This is a genomic window from Vibrio sp. PSi01 (genome assembly GCF_054960695.1).
This window is the reverse complement of record NZ_JBHNYN010000003.1, coordinates 106,878-125,019: the sequence shown is the minus strand read 5'-3', so window position 1 is coordinate 125,019 and position 18,142 is coordinate 106,878. Positions and strand designations below refer to the sequence as shown.

Here is an 18,142-nt window from a genome sequence, read left to right as displayed (position 1 = left end):
TGAGAGATCTCTAGATGGTAAATAGCTAGTTATAGATACTAATAGGTAAACGATAACTATTAGAGGCGAACCATAAAACCAAACGAAATAGGCCAGCAATGCTAATGTTGGCCTATTTTTTTGCTCTGTATAAACTACAACAAGATTATTTTAGCGAGTTGTGGATCAGGAACTCTTCTTCAACGCCTTTCAATTTCATTTCATCCATAATGAAGTTCACCGTGTTCAACAAACGTTGTTCACCTTTTGGTATCAGGTAACCGAATTGGCTGTTGGTAAACGGTGTCTCACAACGAGCAGCTTCAAGGCGCTCATCAGTCACTTGATAGAACAGTCCTTCAGGAGTTTCTGTGACCATCACATCAACTTTACCTTCCGCAACGGCTTGCGGAACGTCTAGGTTGTTCTCATAACGTGTAAAGCTCGCGTCTTGCAAGTTAGCATCCGCAAAAATCTCGTTAGTCCCGCCGATATTGACGCCAACACGCACTGAAGAAAGGTTCACTTTTTCTATACTGTTGTATTGTTCTGCTTTGCCTTTCGCGACTAAGAAGCACTTACCAAAGGTCATGTAGCCTTGAGTTTGTTCTGCGTTTAACTGACGCTGCATTTTGCGCGTAATACCGCCCATCGCAATGTCGTATTTATCGCTGTCGAGGTCGGTTAGCAGATCTTTCCATGTGGTACGAACAATCTGTAATTCGACGCCTAGCTGCTCTGCAACATGCTTAGCCACGTCAATGTCATAACCAGAGTAGGTTTTGCCGTCGAAGTAAGAAAAAGGTTTGTAGTCGCCTGTGGTGCCGACGCGAAGTGTGCCTGATTTTTGAATGTCTTCTAACTGGTCAGCTTGCGCTGCGCCGGAAAGTGCCAGAGCAATGGAAGCAAGTAATAGTGATGTTTTTGTCATTGTAATTATCTGTTGTGTTTGTGTTGTTATTCAAAGTAACAGAAACAATCCGAGAAAGAGATCAAACCATTGGAAAGTATCAAAAAAGTGAGACTACAAAAAATAGAGTTAAAAGAACTCTATTTGTACGAGGGAGTTAACGGGTGTAATAGAAAGGTTTAAAAGGGAGATAATACACATTAAAGTGCTATTCAGAGTTAAAAGTATCAGCAAGTTTGAGTGGTAAACAAAAAGCCCATGTTATCGAATAACATGGGCTTCATTATGGGTTTAACTTGTTAGTTGCCTATTTAGCTACTTAGCAACTGATTCGTTGTTCATCTTAGCCGGAGCTTTAGATGCGTTAACCAGGAGGATACCAACGGTTAGTACCATTGAACCACATAGCAGGAACAACAAGCGTCCTGTTGGTTCGTTTGGAATCAGAGCCATTGCTAGGATACCGAAACCTGCTGTGCTGATAAGCTTACCAAGCATTGAACGCTGTTTAGTATCTAGGTTTTGTTGCTCTTCACCTTCCGCGACTAGCGGCGTGTTCCAGTTAGTGAATAATTGGTCAACTTCTTTCTCACGCTCTGGCGATAGGCCTTTGTAGAAGCGAGAAGTCATGATGAAGTAACCACCAGTGAACACGACGTGAGCTGCTAAGCTTAGACCAACTTTCAAGTCGCTCCATTCACGGCCAGTAAGCGCTGTTTCTAGACCAAATAGGTTTTCGATGTCTTCTGCTTGAAGCGAGATACCGAAGATGTAAGAAACGAAGCCACCAACCACTAGGGTAGACCAACCAGCCCAGTCAGGCGTCTTACGAATCCACATACCTAGTAGTACAGGGATAAGCATTGGGAAGCCAATTAATGCACCTACGTTCATTACGATATCGAACAAGCTCAAGTGACGTAGAGAGTTAATGAACAAGCCAATCGCGATGATGATAATACCCATCATGATAGTGGTTAGCTTACTTACGATAACCAGCTCTTTCTGAGTCGCGTTCTGACGAAGAATCGGGCTGTAGAAATTCATTACAAAGATACCTGCATTACGGTTCAGACCTGAATCCATAGAAGACATCGTTGCAGCGAACATTGCTGACATAAGAAGACCAACCATACCTGCTGGCATTACGTTCTGTACGAATGCTAGGTAAGCCGCATCACCTGCTTTATCACCCATTGAAGCGTACTCTAATGCGAAATCAGGCATGAACGCACTTACGTACCAAGGTGGTAGGAACCAGATTAGTGGACCGACAACCATAAGGATACATGCTAGGCCTGCCGCTTTACGTGCGTTTTCACTGTCTTTTGCACATAGGTAACGGTAAGCGTTGATGCTGTTGTTCATTACACCGAACTGCTTCACGAAAATGAACACGACCCAAAGGATGAAGATGCTCATGTAGTTTAGGTTGTTACCCAACATGAAGTCGCCGTCGAAATTAGCAACGATGTTAGTTAGGCCGCCACCGTGGAAGTAAGCTGCAACCGCACAAGTAATCGTAACCGCCATGATAACCAGCATTTGCATGAAGTCAGAAGCAACAACCGCCCAAGAGCCGCCCGTTACTGCCATCAATACTAGAACCATACCCGTTACCACAATGGTTGCTTCCATTGGGATGTTGAATACTGCTGCTACAAAGATAGCTAGACCGTTTAGCCAAATACCTGCAGAGATAAGGCTGTCAGGCATGCCTGCCCATGTGAAGAACTGTTCAGACGTTTTACCAAAGCGCTGACGGATAGCTTCAATCGCCGTTACCACACGAAGTTGGCGGAACTTTGGAGCGAAGTACATATAGTTCATGAAGTAGCCAAATGCATTGGCTAAGAATAGGATTACAATAACGAAACCGTCATTGAATGCGCGTCCTGCGGCACCTGTAAACGTCCATGCTGAAAATTGTGTCATGAAGGCAGTTGCACCAACCATCCACCACAACATTTTGCCGCCACCTCTGAAGTAATCACTAGTAGAGGTGGTGAACTTACGGAACATCCAACCAATAGCGATCAAAAAGAAGAAGTAGGCGAGAACAACAAAAGTATCAATAGTCATCTTTTCAGCCTTTTAAATATCATAATTAACTGCGCTTAGATTAACGCTTTCAAAGGTTTATTTGTACTACAATATGCCTTTAGTATGATCTAGGTCGCATTGATTTTTTAGCTCTCACACTGTTTTTAGTTAAGTTGTTGTTTTTGTTGAATTTAAATATCTATTTAATTTATTTCAGATCGTAAATAAAATACGTTCTAATTGTTTATATGTATTACAATATAAAAGGTTCATCTATAGATTGGGCGATCTATAAGATTTTAATTATAACCGTAACAAATGTGCTACAAATAGGTGTGATTGTGCGATGGAATTCACGTTAAATCTAAACGCTAATTTGATAAGAGGGATTTGAAAAAATTAAGTGTAGCTTATTGGTTTTTATGCAGCTATTCATTGTTAGCTTTGGTTTCTTTGTATGTAGAGCTGCTTATTATCGAGAGAAGTTTTTGCCCTCGACATTTAATTTAGCTTTTTGTTTATTCTTATATGAAGCACAACGGCGGGTTGAAGAGGTCTAAGGCGGTCAGCGTAGATGTTGAGCAAGTAGTTCTAAGTGCAAAATATGAATTGACGGTAGTTACCGTGATTTAAGTCATAGACGATTGTTCGAGAAGCATTAATTTTAAGCTCTGAGTGGTAATTTAAGCGCCAACAGAGAATACAAGAACTGAATGTGAGTTGAATTACGTACAATCGGCGTGTGACACGTTGAGCGGGCTTCGACGGTGATATCGTTTATGGGGAGAAAGAAGCTTTATCTAAAGTCAGGTAGTTTGTGTTTACCCAGTTGTTTGTGTACCTAACAACTAACCATGTATCAGGTGCCGTATTTGGTGTTGAGTTACTGAGCCAACTAGCCACTTAGTCAGTTTGATTCGAGACCGTAGTTTACTTCAGGGTAGGGACCGATATTGAGAATACTGGTTTACAAAGCATTTACTGCCAAAGAGCAGTTCGCATTAGATATCAGTTAGTTATAAGCAAAAAAAAAGCCCCACCGAAGTGAGGCCTTATCACCAAATCTAAAATAGATTAAGCGTTAACGTGAGCAACTGCATCGCGAACAAGCTTGCCTAGTTCGTCCCACTTACCTTCGTCGATAAGGTTAGTTGGAACCATCCAAGTACCACCGCACGCAAGTACAGAAGGGATAGATAGATATTCATCTACATTCTTCAAGCTTACACCGCCAGTAGGCATAAATTTAACAGGGTAAACCGCTGTTAGTGCTTTAAGCATACCAGTACCGCCAGACGGCTCAGCAGGGAAGAACTTCAATGTGCGAAGGCCCATTTCCATTGCTTGTTCAACTAGGCTTGGGTTGTTAACACCCGGTACAATAGCTACGCCTTTATCGATACAGTATTGAACAGTACGTGGGTTAAAACCTGGGCTTACGATGAAATCAACACCGGCTTCGATAGACGCATCAACTTGCTCGTTAGTCAGCACTGTGCCTGAACCGATTAGCATGTCAGGGAACTCTTTACGCATGATGCGAATCGCTTCGATTGCACATTCTGTACGTAGTGTGATTTCTGCACATGGCATGCCGTTTTCAACAAGAGCTTTACCTAGAGGGATAGCGTCTTCAGCACGGTTGATAGCGATTACAGGAATTACTTTTAGGTTTGCTAGTTGTTCATTTAATGTAGTCATGAATTCTTTCTCACGTTAATTATGGGCTTGCTTTTAACTAAGCAAGCCCTTGATTAATATATAAAGTGCGTAATTATAAAGACAGATCAGGCGTCGCATCTACAGGAATGATAGCACCTGGATGCTGAATCACGGTTCCTGCCACAATATGACCGGCAAATGCGGCATCACGAGCATTACCACCGCTCAAACGCTTAGCTAAGAAGCCAGCACTGAACGAGTCGCCAGCGGCCGTAGTGTCTACGATGTTGTCAACTGGGTTTGGAGCTACGTATTGAGCACTTTGGCTTTCAACGACTAAGCAGTCTTTTGCGCCACGTTTGATAACGATCTCTTTCACACCAGACTCAGACGTACGAGCAATACATTGTTCAATGCTTTCGTCGCCGTACAACTCTTGCTCATCATCAAACGTCAGTAGGGCCGTGTCGGTGTACTTGAGCATTTTCAAGTACCAAGAAATCGCTTCTTGTTGGCTTTCCCAAAGTTTAGGACGGTAGTTATTGTCGAAGAATACTTGGCCGCCTTGAGCTTTAAATTTGTCTAAGAAGTTAAACAGCTGTGTACGGCCATTTTCTGTCAAGATAGCAAGTGTAATACCGCTTAGGTAAACCGCATCAAAAGAGAATAGCTTATCAAGTAGAGCAGGCGTGTCTTGCTGATCAAACATGAACTTCGCTGCAGCATCACTACGCCAGTAGTGGAAGCTACGCTCACCAGTTTCATCGGTCTCGATGTAATAAAGCCCTGGTTGTTTGTGATCGAGCTGAGCCACTAAGCTTGTGTCGATACCTTCAGCTTGCCACTTTTCTAGCATGTCAGTACTGAATGGGTCGGTGCCTAGTGCGGTTACATAGCTTGTTTGGATACCATGCTCTTTTGTTAAGCGTGACAGGTAAAGTGCCGTATTTAGTGTATCGCCACCAAAACTTTGCTTAAGCCCATCTTGTTTCTTTTGTAGCTCAACCATGCACTCGCCAATGACCGCGATGTTTAATGATTTCATATGCTTACCTTAGCAACTGAGGTTGCGCTATTCATTATTTTAGGAAGTCTTCACGCGCAGGGTTGAAGATATCTAGAAGGATGCTGTCTTGCTCTAGTGCAACCGCACCGTGCATCATGTGTTTACGAGCGAAGTAAGCATCGCCTTCTTTAAGTACTCTCTTCTCGCCTTCAATCTCAGCTTCAAAGCTGCCGCGAACAACATAACCGATCTGGTCATGAATTTCGTGTGTGTGAGGATGGCCAATCGCACCCTTATCAAAACAAAGGTGTACAGCCATTAGATCGTCGGTGTAAGCAACGATTTTACGCTTAATACCGCCACCAAGTTCTTCCCACGGATTTTCATCTAGCATAAAGAAAGAGTTCATTGTGTATCTCCTAATCTGTTTAAATCTTTTAAGTGTTACTTAGCTTGCATTCATAATAAGGGAATGAGCCTAATTGTAATACAATATATCTAAAATTGTGTGATATTGATCAAGTGATACTTTATATTGCGTAAATAAATCAATAACTTAACAAATGCTCTAAATTTATCATTAGTTAACTACATCAATGACTTATGATGATTTATGTGATTCTACTCATCATTTAGCATCGAATAGGTATGATTAAAGCTCATATTGTATTACTTTATATGGAGTTTGAAAATTTAATCAAAGTTTAAACAGATAAACTCTTTATTGAGGGTGACAAAGAATATGACTACCAAACCAGTATTGTTGACTGAAGCAGAAATTGAGCAACTTCACCTTGAAGTGGGCCGTTCTAGCTTAATGGGCAAAACCATTGCAGCGAATGCGAAAGACTTAGAAGCGTTCATGCGTTTACCTATTGATGTTCCAGGTCACGGTGAAGCAGGGGGTTACGAGCATAACCGCCATAAGCAAAATTACACGTACATGAACTTAGCTGGTCGCATGTTCTTGATCACTAAAGAGCAAAAATACGCAGACTTCGTTACAGAATTATTGGAAGTGTACGCAGACAAATATCTAACGTTTGATTACCACGTACAGAAAAACACTAACCCGACAGGTCGTTTGTTCCACCAAATCCTGAATGAACACTGCTGGTTAATGTTTTCAAGCTTAGCTTACTCTTGTGTTGCTTCAACATTGACACAGGAACAACGTGACAACATTGAGTCTCGCATTTTTGAACCAATGCTAGAAATGTTCACAGTGAAGTACGCACACGACTTCGACCGCATTCACAATCACGGCATTTGGGCTGTAGCGGCTGTGGGTATCTGTGGTCTTGCTTTAGGCAAGCGTGAGTACCTTGAAATGTCGGTTTACGGCATCGACCGTAACGATACGGGCGGCTTCTTAGCGCAAATTTCTCAACTGTTTGCACCTTCTGGTTACTACATGGAAGGTCCTTACTACCACCGTTACGCAATTCGCCCAACGTGTGTGTTCGCTGAAGTTATTCATCGTCACATGCCCGAAGTTGATATCTACAACTACAAAGGCGGCGTGATTGGTAACACAGTACAAGCAATGCTTTCTACTGCTTACCCGAACGGTGAATTCCCAGCATTAAACGACGCGTCTCGCACAATGGGCATTACTGATATGGGTGTTCAGGTTGCCGTAAGTGTTTACAGCAAGCATTACTCTTCTGAAAGTGGCGTTGACCAAAACATTCTTGGTATGGCGAAGATTCAAGACGCAGTATGGATGCACCCATGTGGTCTTGAGCTATCTAAAGCCTACGAAGAGGCTTCAGCTAAACAAGAAATCGGCATGCCTTTCTGGCCAAGTGTTGAATTGAGCGAGGGTCCTGAAGGCCACAATGGTGCACAAGGCTTTATCCGTATGCAGGATAATAAAGGTGACGTTTCTCAACTTGTTATGAACTACGGTCAACACGGCATGGGTCACGGCAACTTCGATACGCTGGGTATTTCTTTCTTTAACCGCGGTCAAGAAGTGTTGCGTGAATACGGTTTCTGTCGTTGGGTTAACGTTGAGCCAAAATTTGGCGGTCGCTACCTAGATGAAAATAAATCTTACGCTCGTCAAACGATTGCACATAATGCAGTAACGATTGATGAGAAATGTCAGAACAACTTTGACGTTGAGCGTGCTGACGCAGTACACGGTTTGCCTCACTTCTTCAAAGTGGCAGATGAGCAAATTAACGGTATGAGCGCATTTGCTAACGACCATTACGAAGGTTTTGACATGCAACGCAGTGTGTTCATGCTAAACCTTGAAGAGCTTGAGTCTCCGCTATTGTTAGACTTGTACCGCTTAGGTTCGACAAAAGGCGGCGAAGGCGACCACCAGTTTGATTACTCTCATCAATATCAAGGTCAAATTATTCGCACTAACTTCGAATACCAAGCAAACAAAGAGCTAAACACACTAGGAAGTGACTTCGGTTACCAACACCTATGGAATGTAGCGAGTGGTGAAGTGAATGGTACTGCGTTAGTTAGCTGGTTACAGAACGACACGTACTATACTTGGTTGGGTACAAGTTCGAACGAGAACGGAGAAATCATCTTCACTCGCACTGGTGCTAACGATCCAAGCTTTAATTTACGTTCAGAGCCTGCATTCATTCTACGTAGCAAAGGCGAAACAACATTGTTTGCTTCTGTGCTAGAAACGCACGGTTACTTTAACGAAGAATTCGAGCAATCAGTAAACGCTCGTGGTGTTGTGAAAAACATCAATGTTGTTGCTCACACGAATGTAGGTTCAGTAGTAGAAATTACGACAGAGAAATCAAACGTGACAGTGATGATCAGTAACCAACTTGGCGCAACTGACAGCACTGAACACAAAGTAGAACTGAACGGCAAAGTATACAGCTGGACAGGCTTCTACTCAGTAGAAACGACTTTAGAGCAGGGGAAATAATAATGAGCTATCAACCACTTTTACTTAACTTTGAAGAAGCAGCAGAGCTTCGTAAAGAACTTGGCAAGGATAGCCTATTAGGTAACGCACTAACTCGTGACATTAAACAAACTGACGCTTACATGGCTGAAGTTGGCATCGAAGTTCCAGGTCACGGCGAAGGTGGCGGTTATGAACATAACCGTCATAAGCAAAACTACATCCATATGGATCTAGCGGGTCGTTTGTTCCTTATCACTGAGGAAACTAAGTACCGTGATTACATCGTTGATATGCTAACAGCGTACGCGACGGTATACCCAACATTGGAAAGCAACGTAAGCCGTGACTCTAACCCTCCGGGTAAGCTGTTCCACCAAACGTTGAACGAGAACATGTGGATGCTTTACGCTTCTTGTGCGTACAGCTGTATTTACCACACAATCTCTGAAGAGCAGAAGCGTCTGATCGAAGACGATCTTCTTAAGCAAATGATCGAAATGTTCGTTGTTACTTACGCACACGACTTCGATATCGTACACAACCACGGCCTATGGGCAGTGGCAGCGGTAGGTATCTGTGGTTACGCGATCAACGATCAAGAATCTGTAGATAAAGCACTTTATGGCCTGAAACTGGACAAAGTAAGCGGCGGTTTCTTAGCGCAACTTGACCAACTGTTTTCGCCAGACGGCTACTACATGGAAGGTCCTTACTACCACCGTTTCTCTCTACGTCCAATCTACCTGTTCGCAGAAGCGATTGAACGTCGTCAGCCTGAAGTCGGTATCTATGAATTCAACGATTCAGTGATCAAGACAACATCTTACTCTGTATTCAAAACCGCATTCCCAGACGGTACATTGCCAGCTCTGAACGATTCATCGAAGACGATCTCTATCAACGATGAAGGCGTTATCATGGCAACGTCTGTGTGTTACCACCGTTACGAGCAGACTGAAACTCTGCTTGGTATGGCTAACCACCAACAAAACGTTTGGGTTCATGCTTCAGGTAAAACATTGTCTGACGCTGTTGAAGCAGCTGATGAAATCAAACCATTCAACTGGGGTAGCCTGTTCGTTACCGACGGCCCTGAAGGTGAGAAAGGCGGCGTTAGCATTCTTCGTCACCGTGATGAGAAAGACGACGATACCATGGCGTTGATCTGGTTCGGTCAACACGGCAGCGATCACCAGTACCACTCTGCGCTAGACCACGGTCACTACGATGGACTGCACCTAAGTGTATTCAACCGTGGCCACGAAGTGCTGCACGATTACGGCTTCGGTCGCTGGGTAAACGTTGAGCCTAAGTTTGGTGGTCGTTACATTCCAGAGAACAAGTCTTACTGTAAGCAGACGGTTGCTCACAACACAGTAACGGTTGATCAGAAAACGCAGAATAACTTCAACACAGCATTGGCTGAGTCTAAGTTTGGTCAGAAGCACTTCTTCGTAGCAGACGACCAGTCTTTGCAAGGCATGAGCGGCACAATTTCTGAGTACTACACAGGCGTAGACATGCAACGCAGCGTGATTCTTGCTGAACTTCCTGAGTTCGAGAAGCCGTTAGTGATTGATGTTTACCGCATCGAAGCTGACGCTGAGCACCAGTACGATCTTCCCGTTCACCACTCTGGCCAGATCATCCGTACTGATTTCGATTACAACATGGAAAAAACGCTTAAGCCATTAGGTGAAGACAACGGTTACCAACACCTATGGAACGTGGCTTCAGGCAAAGTGAACGAAGAGGGTTCTCTAGTAAGCTGGCTACATGACAGCAGCTACTACAGCCTAGTAACCAGCGGTAATGCGGGCAGCGAAGTGATTTTTGCTCGCACTGGTGCTAACGATCCAGACTTCAATCTTAAGAGTGAACCTGCGTTTATCTTACGTCAGTCTGGTCAAAACCACGTGTTTGCTTCTGTACTAGAAACGCATGGTTACTTTAACGAATCTATCGAAGCCTCTGTAGGCGCTCGTGGTCTAGTTAAATCAGTGTCTGTTGTGGGCCATAACAGTGTCGGGACTGTTGTTTGCATTCAGACTACTTCTGGCAACACTTACCACTACGGTATCTCAAACCAAGCTGAAGACACGCAGCAAGCAACTCACACTGTTGAGTTCGCGGGTGAGACATACTCGTGGGAAGGATCATTTGCTCAACTGTAAATGATTAACATACATGCCGTTTAACCATGGCATGTATTGATGTGGTGCTTTGCGGGAACGAAGCATCACATTGAATTCAGTCGTGATTGCAAAATCGTTCGTTGATACCAACAACGACTGAATACATCGGGAATAAGTCAAACCGAGTAACTCACCGCGAGTTGCTCGGTTTTTTTATGCGTGTAGGAAAGGAAAAATGTGGGAAAAGAAAGAGAATGCGTTAAATAATAGAAAACAGTCACTATGGTGTCGATGTGTAAGCTACAGTAAGTGTTAGGAATAAAATAACTAAGGATAAATCATGAAGTTAATGGAAGGGTTGGCGTTAATACTTACAGCTTCTTGTTCTACTTATACGCTAGCAAATGACACGCAAAATCACGCGAATACAGATCAATTCGTGCGTTACCATTATCAAGACAAAATCAGCTACGGAAAGTTGACGAAAGGTACTATTTTTCCAATCAATGGCGACATCTTTAGCGAGTACTCCGTTGAGAAAACCTCGATTCCACTTGAATCGGTTGATCTACTGCTTCCGACTGAACCAGAAAAAGTATTTGCCGTTGGCATGAATTACGTGAGTCACGCCGCTTCTCATCCTGATTTATCACCGCCATTATTTCTGAAGCTTCCATCTTCTTTGATTTTATCGGGTGAAACTATTCATGCCCCTTTTGATGCTCAGAACGTGCATTTTGAAGGTGAGCTCGTCGTAGTGATAGGAAAAGAGATCAGTAAAGCGAGTCAAGAAGAAGCTGAGGACGCGATTTTCGGTGTCACGGTGGGTAATGACATAACGGAGAGAAGTTGGCAGAACAGTGATTTACAATGGTTACGAGCTAAGGCATCGGATGGATTTGGACCGATTGGTCATACTATTGTGAAAGGGGTTGATTATAACGATGTCGAACTTACAACACGTGTTAACGGCGATATCGTCCAGCAAGAAAATACATCTTTCATGATTCACAGCCCGCGAAAAGTTGTCAGTTACTTAAGCCATTACTTTACTCTAAAACCAGGTGACCTTGTATTTATGGGCACACCGGGGAGAACGCATGCATTGGTCGATAAAGATCAAGTATCGGTCACGATCAAAGGGGTAGGGACTGTCACTAATGAAATACGTTTCTAATTTTGAAACCTGCTTATCGTTTGTCCATGAACAAAAAAGCCTACTCTGCAAGTAGGCTTTGATAGACATCTATGATGTATTGATTAAATAAAGGCTTTTCTTGCTTTGGCTGCTAACCATTCTGAGAAGACGACTGTCACTAAAATCGCAAAGAAAATCACCGTTACTTGAGGCCATGCTAGCATCGCCATCGACTCCTGCAGTTTCAATCCAATACCGCCAGCTCCTACTAAACCTAAGACTGTAGACTCGCGGATATTGATATCCCAGCGAAACAAGCTTGTGCCGATGAAACTTGGCATTACTTGCGGAAGAATGCCGTAGTTCAATACTTGCAGGGGAGATGCACCCGTCGATTGAATCGCTGACATCTGCGTGACGTTCACTTCTTCAATCGCTTCATACATCAATTTAGCCACGAAACCAATTGAGCGCAGAGCAATCGCGATAATACCGGCCAGTAATCCAGGACCTATGATTGCCACCAACAAGAGCGCCCAAATTAGCGAGTTGATCGAACGACTTGCCGCAATGATGAACAGTGCGATAGGCCTGATAAACGTAGTGCTTGGCGTTGTGTTGCGTGCGGCTAAGAATGCAACTGGAAATGCCAGTACGATCCCTAACAGTGTGCCAAGTGTTGCGATATTAATTGTGTCCCACAAAGGGCTCCAAAGAGACTCTAAGTAACTCCACCTTGGTGGCCACATACGTGAAGATATATCAGCAAGTTGGTTCGGTGAATCAGTTACAAAGTACCAAATCGTATCTTTGTTCATGATTTGCCATGCAAAAACAGTTAAAGCAACAAAGCAAAGCCAGCCTATCCAGAGCATCAGGCTCTGTTTATTGTCGTAACGCTTCCATTGGGTACGATTGATGACGCTTGTCGGTGTGTTATTTAGCGTGCTCATTGAGTCGTTCCTTACTGCACATACTTACGGATGATAGTTGATAGGTATTCACACAACATCACAATCACGATAATAATCAATAGAATAGCAGCGGCTGCGCTGTACTCATAGCGGTCCATTGCTGTGTTTAACGTAGCGCCAATACCACCTGCGCCAACAATGCCGATTACAGCAGATTCACGAAAATTGATGTCGAGTCGGTACATCGAAAGCCCAATGAAACGAGGCATCACTTGTGCTTGAATTGCGTAATTAACTTGTTGTAGCCAACTCGCCCCTGTTGCACGCATTGCCGTCAGTGGTGCTGGGTCAATGGCTTCAATCTCATCGGCGAACAGTTTTGCGAGAAAGCCGATAGTGGCAAATGTGAGAGTGACAAAACCAGCAAACGTACCGAAGCCAAACAGAGCCACACACAAAATCGCGACAATGATCTCTTGTAAGCTACGGGCGATAGAAATAAACGCGCGGCAGAACAGGTAAACCGGAGTCGGAGCAAGGTTTTTCGCTGCACCTAATCCAAATGGAATAGAAAGAATAACACCAGCCACGGTCGATGTGAGCGTCATGGTTAAGCTTTCAATTAAACCTTGCGAGATGTTATTCCACCGTCCACCGAAATCTGGGTTCATGAAAGCCAAAATGAACTGCCAGCCGCGCTCGCTACCTTCGTAAATTCGAGTCCAGTTTACGTGTACCGATTGAGTCGCAAGGTATAAATACACCGCGACGATGATGACTAAGCTCCAACGTAACCAAGGGTTGGAAATCAGTGGCGGCTTGGTCCATTGTTTTGGATATGACTGAATCATACTGTTGCCTCAGACAAATGAGGGTGAGTGATGCTCAGGTCATCTTCCTCTTCTTCTACCTGTTGGCTCCAATCCTCTTCACCGTAGATCTGTGTGAGTACGTCTTCGGTGAGCAGGTTTGGTTGGTTATCAAATACCACACAGCCTGCATTTAGGCCGACAACTCGGTCAACAAACTGTTTTGCTAACTGAACGTCGTGAATATTGATGATGGCTGGAAGTCGTTGCTCTGAACAAATCTCGCTGATCAATCGCATGATCTGACGAGCAGTACGTGGATCGAGTGCGGCTGTTGGTTCATCAATCAGTAATAGCTTTGGTTTTTGAGCAAGCGCACGCGCAATACCGACACGCTGACGCTGACCACCTGATAAGGCATCGGCTCTTTTATTGGCGTGCTCTAATAATCCAACTCGGTCGAGTAGGGCATAAGCGGCTTGGATATCCGATTCAGGGAAACGACGAGTAAAGCTTTGCCAGAAATTCACGTATCCCAAACGTCCTGAAAGTACGTTTTCCATCACCGTTAAGCGCTCAATCAATGCGTATTCTTGGAAAATCATCCCAATTTCACGTCGAGATTGTCTTAGCTGGCGCTTAGACAGCGTCTCTAAGTTGGTATTGGAAAAGATAACTTCGCCGCTGGTGGGCTCTGTTAGTCGGTTAATACAACGGATAAGTGTTGATTTCCCTGCTCCTGATGGGCCAATTAATCCAACAACTTCGCCAGCATTCACTGACAAGCTGACGTTAGTTAGGGCTTTGTCAGAACTGGAATAGTGCTTGGTAAGCCCTTTAAGGGTAAGAGTAGACATAAAATTCCTATAAGACGGTGTACTAAGAGTTCGCCAGAGGCAGGCGTGGAGAGCAAACCGGAAAGAGTGTTGAATAACTGCAGGCGTGTTTGCCTGCAGTTAGTATTTCTGTGTTATTGGCTTTTTAGTTCGCTTGAACTTAGCTACACGTGTAAGACACTTTGTTCGCTGTATCGATAGTTCGGATCACTTCCCAGTGCTCTTGATAAGTGATTGGAACAAATTTTGCCTCGCCGTTACGTTCGAATTCTTCTTGCAGTTTGGTGCCTTCCCAATCAAACGTGAAGAATGCTTGTTGAATCTTTTCTTGTAGTTCAGGTGTTAGGTTATGTGCAGTACCGTAAGCGGTAGTCGGGAAGGTTTGTGACTTGTAGATACTTTTGATTTGGTCTTCTTTTACTACTTCACGTGAAAGCATGCGGTTCAACACCGAGTTAGCAACGGCCGCCGCATCGTAATCCTTATGTGCTACACCTAAGATAGAGTTGTCGTGCGCGCCAGAGAACGCAGGTTTAAAATCACGATCCGGTTGAAGTTGGTATTCAGCATCTAAAATTGCAGATGGAGCTTTGAATCCAGAGTTAGAAGTTTGCGCTGTGAAAGCGAGATTTTTACCTTTCAGATCTTCTACTTTTTCAATGCCAGAACTAGGATGAGTGATGATTTCCATTTCGTAACCGAAAGAACCATCTTCAGCCGCCATCATGGTAAAAGGAGCGAAACCAGCACAGTTGACCGCTAGTGGGGTAGAGCCAGTGTTGAAGCCTGCAATATGTAGACGCCCAGAACGCATGGCTTCAATTTGAGCTGCGTTATTTTGTACAGGAAAGAAACGAACCGTTTTTTCGGTTGTTTTTTCTAGGTGGCTCAAAAACTCGCTCCACACATCAGCGTATACTGCTGGATCTTCAACTGGCGTGTAAGCAAAAATCAGCGTGTTTGGGTCGACCCATTGTGATTCATCTTGGGGAACGTCAGCAACTAAGTTACCAGAACGATCTTCGTATCGTGAATCCATTGCTAATGCAGAACCAGAAAAAATCAGCGCAGCAGTAATAGCGCTTTTAAGCGTGAGATTAGTTTTTGTCGGTTTCATTGTTTCAGTCCAGTTGAGTTATCTGTTGGGAAGGGAGTATAGGAATCGACGATGACAGAACCGCTGCTTTTTGATGACGGATTTATGAATGGTGTAACATGATGTTTCTCGTTAAATGAAATTAGATGCTTTTAACTATCTGATTTAGCGGGTAAATTAATGGGCTATTCTTTGTTTGATTTTACTCAATTGGCTGTAGGTTGAAATACTGTTATAGTAATCCTTAAATAATACATAAACATAACATATAAAATAAGTGAACTTATGGTTAGCACTTTTAATTCAATTTCGGGCTCGAAGCGTAGCCTGCACGTGCAAGTAGCGCGTGAAATCGCTCGTGGAATCTTGTCTGGCGATCTGCCGCAAGGTTCTATTATTCCTGGTGAAATGGCGTTATGTGAACAGTTTGGTATTAGCCGAACGGCACTACGTGAAGCAGTTAAACTATTAACTTCTAAAGGTTTGTTAGAGTCCCGCCCGAAAATCGGTACTCGTGTAGTCGACCGCGCATATTGGAACTTTCTTGATCCTCAGCTGATTGAATGGATGGATGGTCTAACCGACATAGATCAATTCTGTTCTCAGTTTTTAGGCCTTCGCCGTGCGATAGAACCTGAAGCGTGCGCACTGGCGGCTAAATTTGCAACGGCTGAACAACGCATTGAACTTTCAGAAATCTTCCAAAAAATGGTAGAAGTGGATGAGGCTGAAGTATTTGATCAAGAGCGTTGGACAGATATTGATACTCGTTTTCATAGCTTGATCTTTAATGCGACAGGTAATGACTTCTACCTGCCATTCGGCAATATCTTGACTACGATGTTCGTGAACTTCATCGTGCACTCTTCTGAAGAAGGAAGCACGTGTATCAATGAACACCGTAGAATCTATGAAGCAATCATGGCTGGTGATAGTGATAAGGCACGAGTTGTGTCTGCTGCACACTTGCAAGATGCCAACCACCGTCTGGCGACGGCGTAATAGAAATAATCTAGAGCGTAGGTAGATGAGTCACCTCATATAGAGATGAACAGCATTACGCTCGGATAAACGACTTAAAAGGGTATGCCAAGTGCATACCTTTTTTGTTGTCTACCGTTTACGAAAATTGGCTGCTTTCATGTATGAAAAAAGCCAGAGACTGTTGTCTCTGGCTTTGAGTTGTTTCAATATTCTAGCTTAAACAAGCGGCTAATCATGATGTTCGTAAGTTTGCTTTTGTTTCTGCTTTTTCTTCATTTTTAACGTTGAATAAACCGAGAATACAGCTAACACGATAAACGCGAGAGCAATAGGACGCTCATAAAGGAAAGACCAACTGCCATCGTACATCAGCAGTGATTTTCTAAGGTTTGTTTCTGCCATTGGCCCTAAGATGATCGCAAGCAGAATCGGTGAAGAAGGGATATCCAGTTTAGTTAAGATAAAGCCAAGTAGACCGAAACCGATTGCAATACCCACATCAAACATCGAGTTGTTAATTGCGTAAGCGCCGACAATTGAAAGGAAGACAATGATTGGAATCATGATGATCTTCGGTACTTCAATGATTCGACAGAAGAAGCGAATACCCAGTAAACCAATCACTAACATCACAAGGTTAGCGACCAACATTGAGCTGAACACGCCATAAACCACTTCGGGGTTTTGGGCGAATAGCAGTGGGCCTGGTGTGAGTCCTTGTACTATAAGTGCACCAAGAAGAACCGCTGCCACGGCATCTCCAGGGACACCTAGTGTTAATAACGGAACTAGCGAGCCACCCGTTACGCCGTTGTTTCCAGATTCAGCGGCTGCAAGGCCACGAACCGAGCCTTTACCAAACTCTTCTGGGTTCTTAGACGAACGTTTTGCTTCGTTGTAACAAACAAATGCAGATATATCAGCACCAGCACCCGGTACCGAGCCGATAGTTGTTCCCATCAAACCACTTTTTATGGCCGTTGGTAGCATTTCTTTGAGATCACTTTTACTTAATAGTTTGTGGTCAAATTTCGGTGCAAAGACTTTCTTTTCAGAGAACAGCTTCTCTAGTTGGTTTAATGCCTCAGATAGAGCGAATAAACCAATTAAGACAGGGATGACATTGATTCCGCTGTAAAGATCCATGATGTCAAAAGTAAATCTTGGCACACTGCTGATTGGGTCGAGTCCAACAGTTGAAACCAATAATCCAATGGTTCCCGCAAGTAACCCTTTAAAAATGTTGTTCGAAGAAACACTCGCAATAATCGTTAAACCAAACAGAGCGAGTGCAAAATATTCTGGCGCATTAAAACGCAGTGCAAAGGTCGCTAATTTAGGCGCAATCGCGATGAGGACGATAGTACTTAACAGCCCGCCAATAAATGATGCAACAGCAGAAATACTTAATGCTCTTGCTGCTTGTCCTCTAACAGCCATAGTGTGACCGTCGAGTACACTTGCTGCAGAAGCCGGTGTTCCTGGGGTTTTAAGTAAAATTGCGGCAATTGAGCCACCGTAAATCCCACCAATGTATACACCAATTAACATCACAAGGGCTGAAGTCGGTTCCATGCCAAAGGTAAATGGAAGGAGAATTGCCACGCCCATTGTCGCTGTAAGTCCGGGTAGTGCGCCTAAAATAACGCCGCCCAGTACGCCAAAAACAAGGACAGGAAGCACTGCAAAGCTAACTGCAGTTGCGAGACCATCGATTAGATATTCAAACAT

14 protein-coding genes are annotated in these 18,142 nt (G+C 43.7%); 4 read left to right on the top strand and 10 right to left on the bottom strand.

The features are described 5' to 3' along the window. Nucleotides 1-145: 145 nt before the first annotated feature. The 5 genes from ACFI6G_RS06025 to ACFI6G_RS06005 all read right to left on the bottom strand — a co-directional run bounded on the left by ACFI6G_RS06025 (nucleotide 146) and on the right by ACFI6G_RS06005 (nucleotide 6,009). Nucleotides 146-910: a transporter substrate-binding domain-containing protein gene (locus ACFI6G_RS06025; RefSeq protein ID WP_010438317.1), complete on the bottom strand. Its 765-nt coding sequence runs from the start codon at nucleotides 908-910 to the stop codon at nucleotides 146-148. 294 nt (nucleotides 911-1,204) lie between these two features. Further along, nucleotides 1,205-2,971 (bottom strand): sodium:solute symporter family transporter, encoded by a 1,767-nt coding sequence (locus ACFI6G_RS06020; protein WP_010438320.1) that lies wholly within the window; start codon nucleotides 2,969-2,971, stop codon nucleotides 1,205-1,207. A gap of 1,035 nt (nucleotides 2,972-4,006) precedes the next feature. After that, nucleotides 4,007-4,633, bottom strand: a complete 627-nt coding sequence (locus ACFI6G_RS06015) for a bifunctional 4-hydroxy-2-oxoglutarate aldolase/2-dehydro-3-deoxy-phosphogluconate aldolase (RefSeq protein WP_010438323.1) — start codon at nucleotides 4,631-4,633, stop codon at nucleotides 4,007-4,009. Nucleotides 4,634-4,706: 73 nt separating this feature from the next. Then, nucleotides 4,707-5,639 carry a 2-dehydro-3-deoxygluconokinase gene (kdgK, locus tag ACFI6G_RS06010; protein ID WP_010438326.1) on the bottom strand — a complete coding sequence of 311 codons (933 nt, stop codon included), beginning with the start codon at nucleotides 5,637-5,639 and terminating at the stop codon, nucleotides 4,707-4,709. Nucleotides 5,640-5,673: 34 nt separating this feature from the next. Continuing rightward, entirely contained in the window at nucleotides 5,674-6,009 is a 336-nt protein-coding gene (locus tag ACFI6G_RS06005; protein ID WP_010438329.1) for a cupin domain-containing protein, read from the bottom strand. A gap of 333 nt (nucleotides 6,010-6,342) precedes the next feature. Here ACFI6G_RS06005 and ACFI6G_RS06000 point away from each other — a divergent pair, with 333 nt between their 5' ends. From ACFI6G_RS06000 to ACFI6G_RS05990, 3 genes are all read left to right on the top strand, one after another. Next, complete coding sequence (locus ACFI6G_RS06000) at nucleotides 6,343-8,517, top strand: heparinase II/III domain-containing protein (protein ID WP_016768615.1); 2,175 nt, start codon at nucleotides 6,343-6,345, stop codon at nucleotides 8,515-8,517. 2 nt (nucleotides 8,518-8,519) lie between these two features. After that, a complete protein-coding gene (locus ACFI6G_RS05995) occupies nucleotides 8,520-10,673 on the top strand; it encodes a heparinase II/III domain-containing protein (RefSeq protein ID WP_010438334.1) in 2,154 nt (717 codons plus the stop codon). Between the two features lie 301 nt (nucleotides 10,674-10,974). Continuing rightward, nucleotides 10,975-11,811: a fumarylacetoacetate hydrolase family protein gene (locus ACFI6G_RS05990; protein WP_010438337.1), complete on the top strand. Its 837-nt coding sequence runs from the start codon at nucleotides 10,975-10,977 to the stop codon at nucleotides 11,809-11,811. A gap of 83 nt (nucleotides 11,812-11,894) precedes the next feature. Here ACFI6G_RS05990 and phnE (ACFI6G_RS05985) read toward each other — a convergent pair whose 3' ends face one another. The 4 genes from phnE (ACFI6G_RS05985) to phnD all read right to left on the bottom strand — a co-directional run bounded on the left by phnE (ACFI6G_RS05985) (nucleotide 11,895) and on the right by phnD (nucleotide 15,448). Continuing rightward, nucleotides 11,895-12,725 (bottom strand): phosphonate ABC transporter, permease protein PhnE, encoded by an 831-nt coding sequence (phnE, locus tag ACFI6G_RS05985; protein ID WP_010438340.1) that lies wholly within the window; start codon nucleotides 12,723-12,725, stop codon nucleotides 11,895-11,897. A gap of 11 nt (nucleotides 12,726-12,736) precedes the next feature. Further along, nucleotides 12,737-13,537, bottom strand: coding sequence for a phosphonate ABC transporter, permease protein PhnE (gene phnE / locus ACFI6G_RS05980; protein ID WP_010438342.1), 801 nt, complete (start codon nucleotides 13,535-13,537; stop codon nucleotides 12,737-12,739). Further along, nucleotides 13,534-14,352 (bottom strand): phosphonate ABC transporter ATP-binding protein, encoded by an 819-nt coding sequence (gene phnC, locus ACFI6G_RS05975; protein ID WP_010438343.1) that lies wholly within the window; start codon nucleotides 14,350-14,352, stop codon nucleotides 13,534-13,536. The genes phnE (ACFI6G_RS05980) and phnC overlap by 4 nt, the downstream gene beginning before the upstream one ends. 139 nt (nucleotides 14,353-14,491) lie before the next feature. Next, nucleotides 14,492-15,448, bottom strand: a complete 957-nt coding sequence (gene phnD / locus ACFI6G_RS05970; protein ID WP_010438345.1) for a phosphate/phosphite/phosphonate ABC transporter substrate-binding protein — start codon at nucleotides 15,446-15,448, stop codon at nucleotides 14,492-14,494. 264 nt (nucleotides 15,449-15,712) lie between these two features. Here phnD and ACFI6G_RS05965 point away from each other — a divergent pair, with 264 nt between their 5' ends. After that, nucleotides 15,713-16,429, top strand: a complete 717-nt coding sequence (locus ACFI6G_RS05965) for a FadR/GntR family transcriptional regulator (protein WP_010438348.1) — start codon at nucleotides 15,713-15,715, stop codon at nucleotides 16,427-16,429. A gap of 210 nt (nucleotides 16,430-16,639) precedes the next feature. Here the strand turns inward: ACFI6G_RS05965 and ACFI6G_RS05960 are convergent, their stop codons facing one another. Beyond that, nucleotides 16,640-18,142 (bottom strand): tripartite tricarboxylate transporter permease, encoded by a 1,503-nt coding sequence (locus ACFI6G_RS05960; protein WP_016791658.1) that lies wholly within the window; start codon nucleotides 18,140-18,142, stop codon nucleotides 16,640-16,642.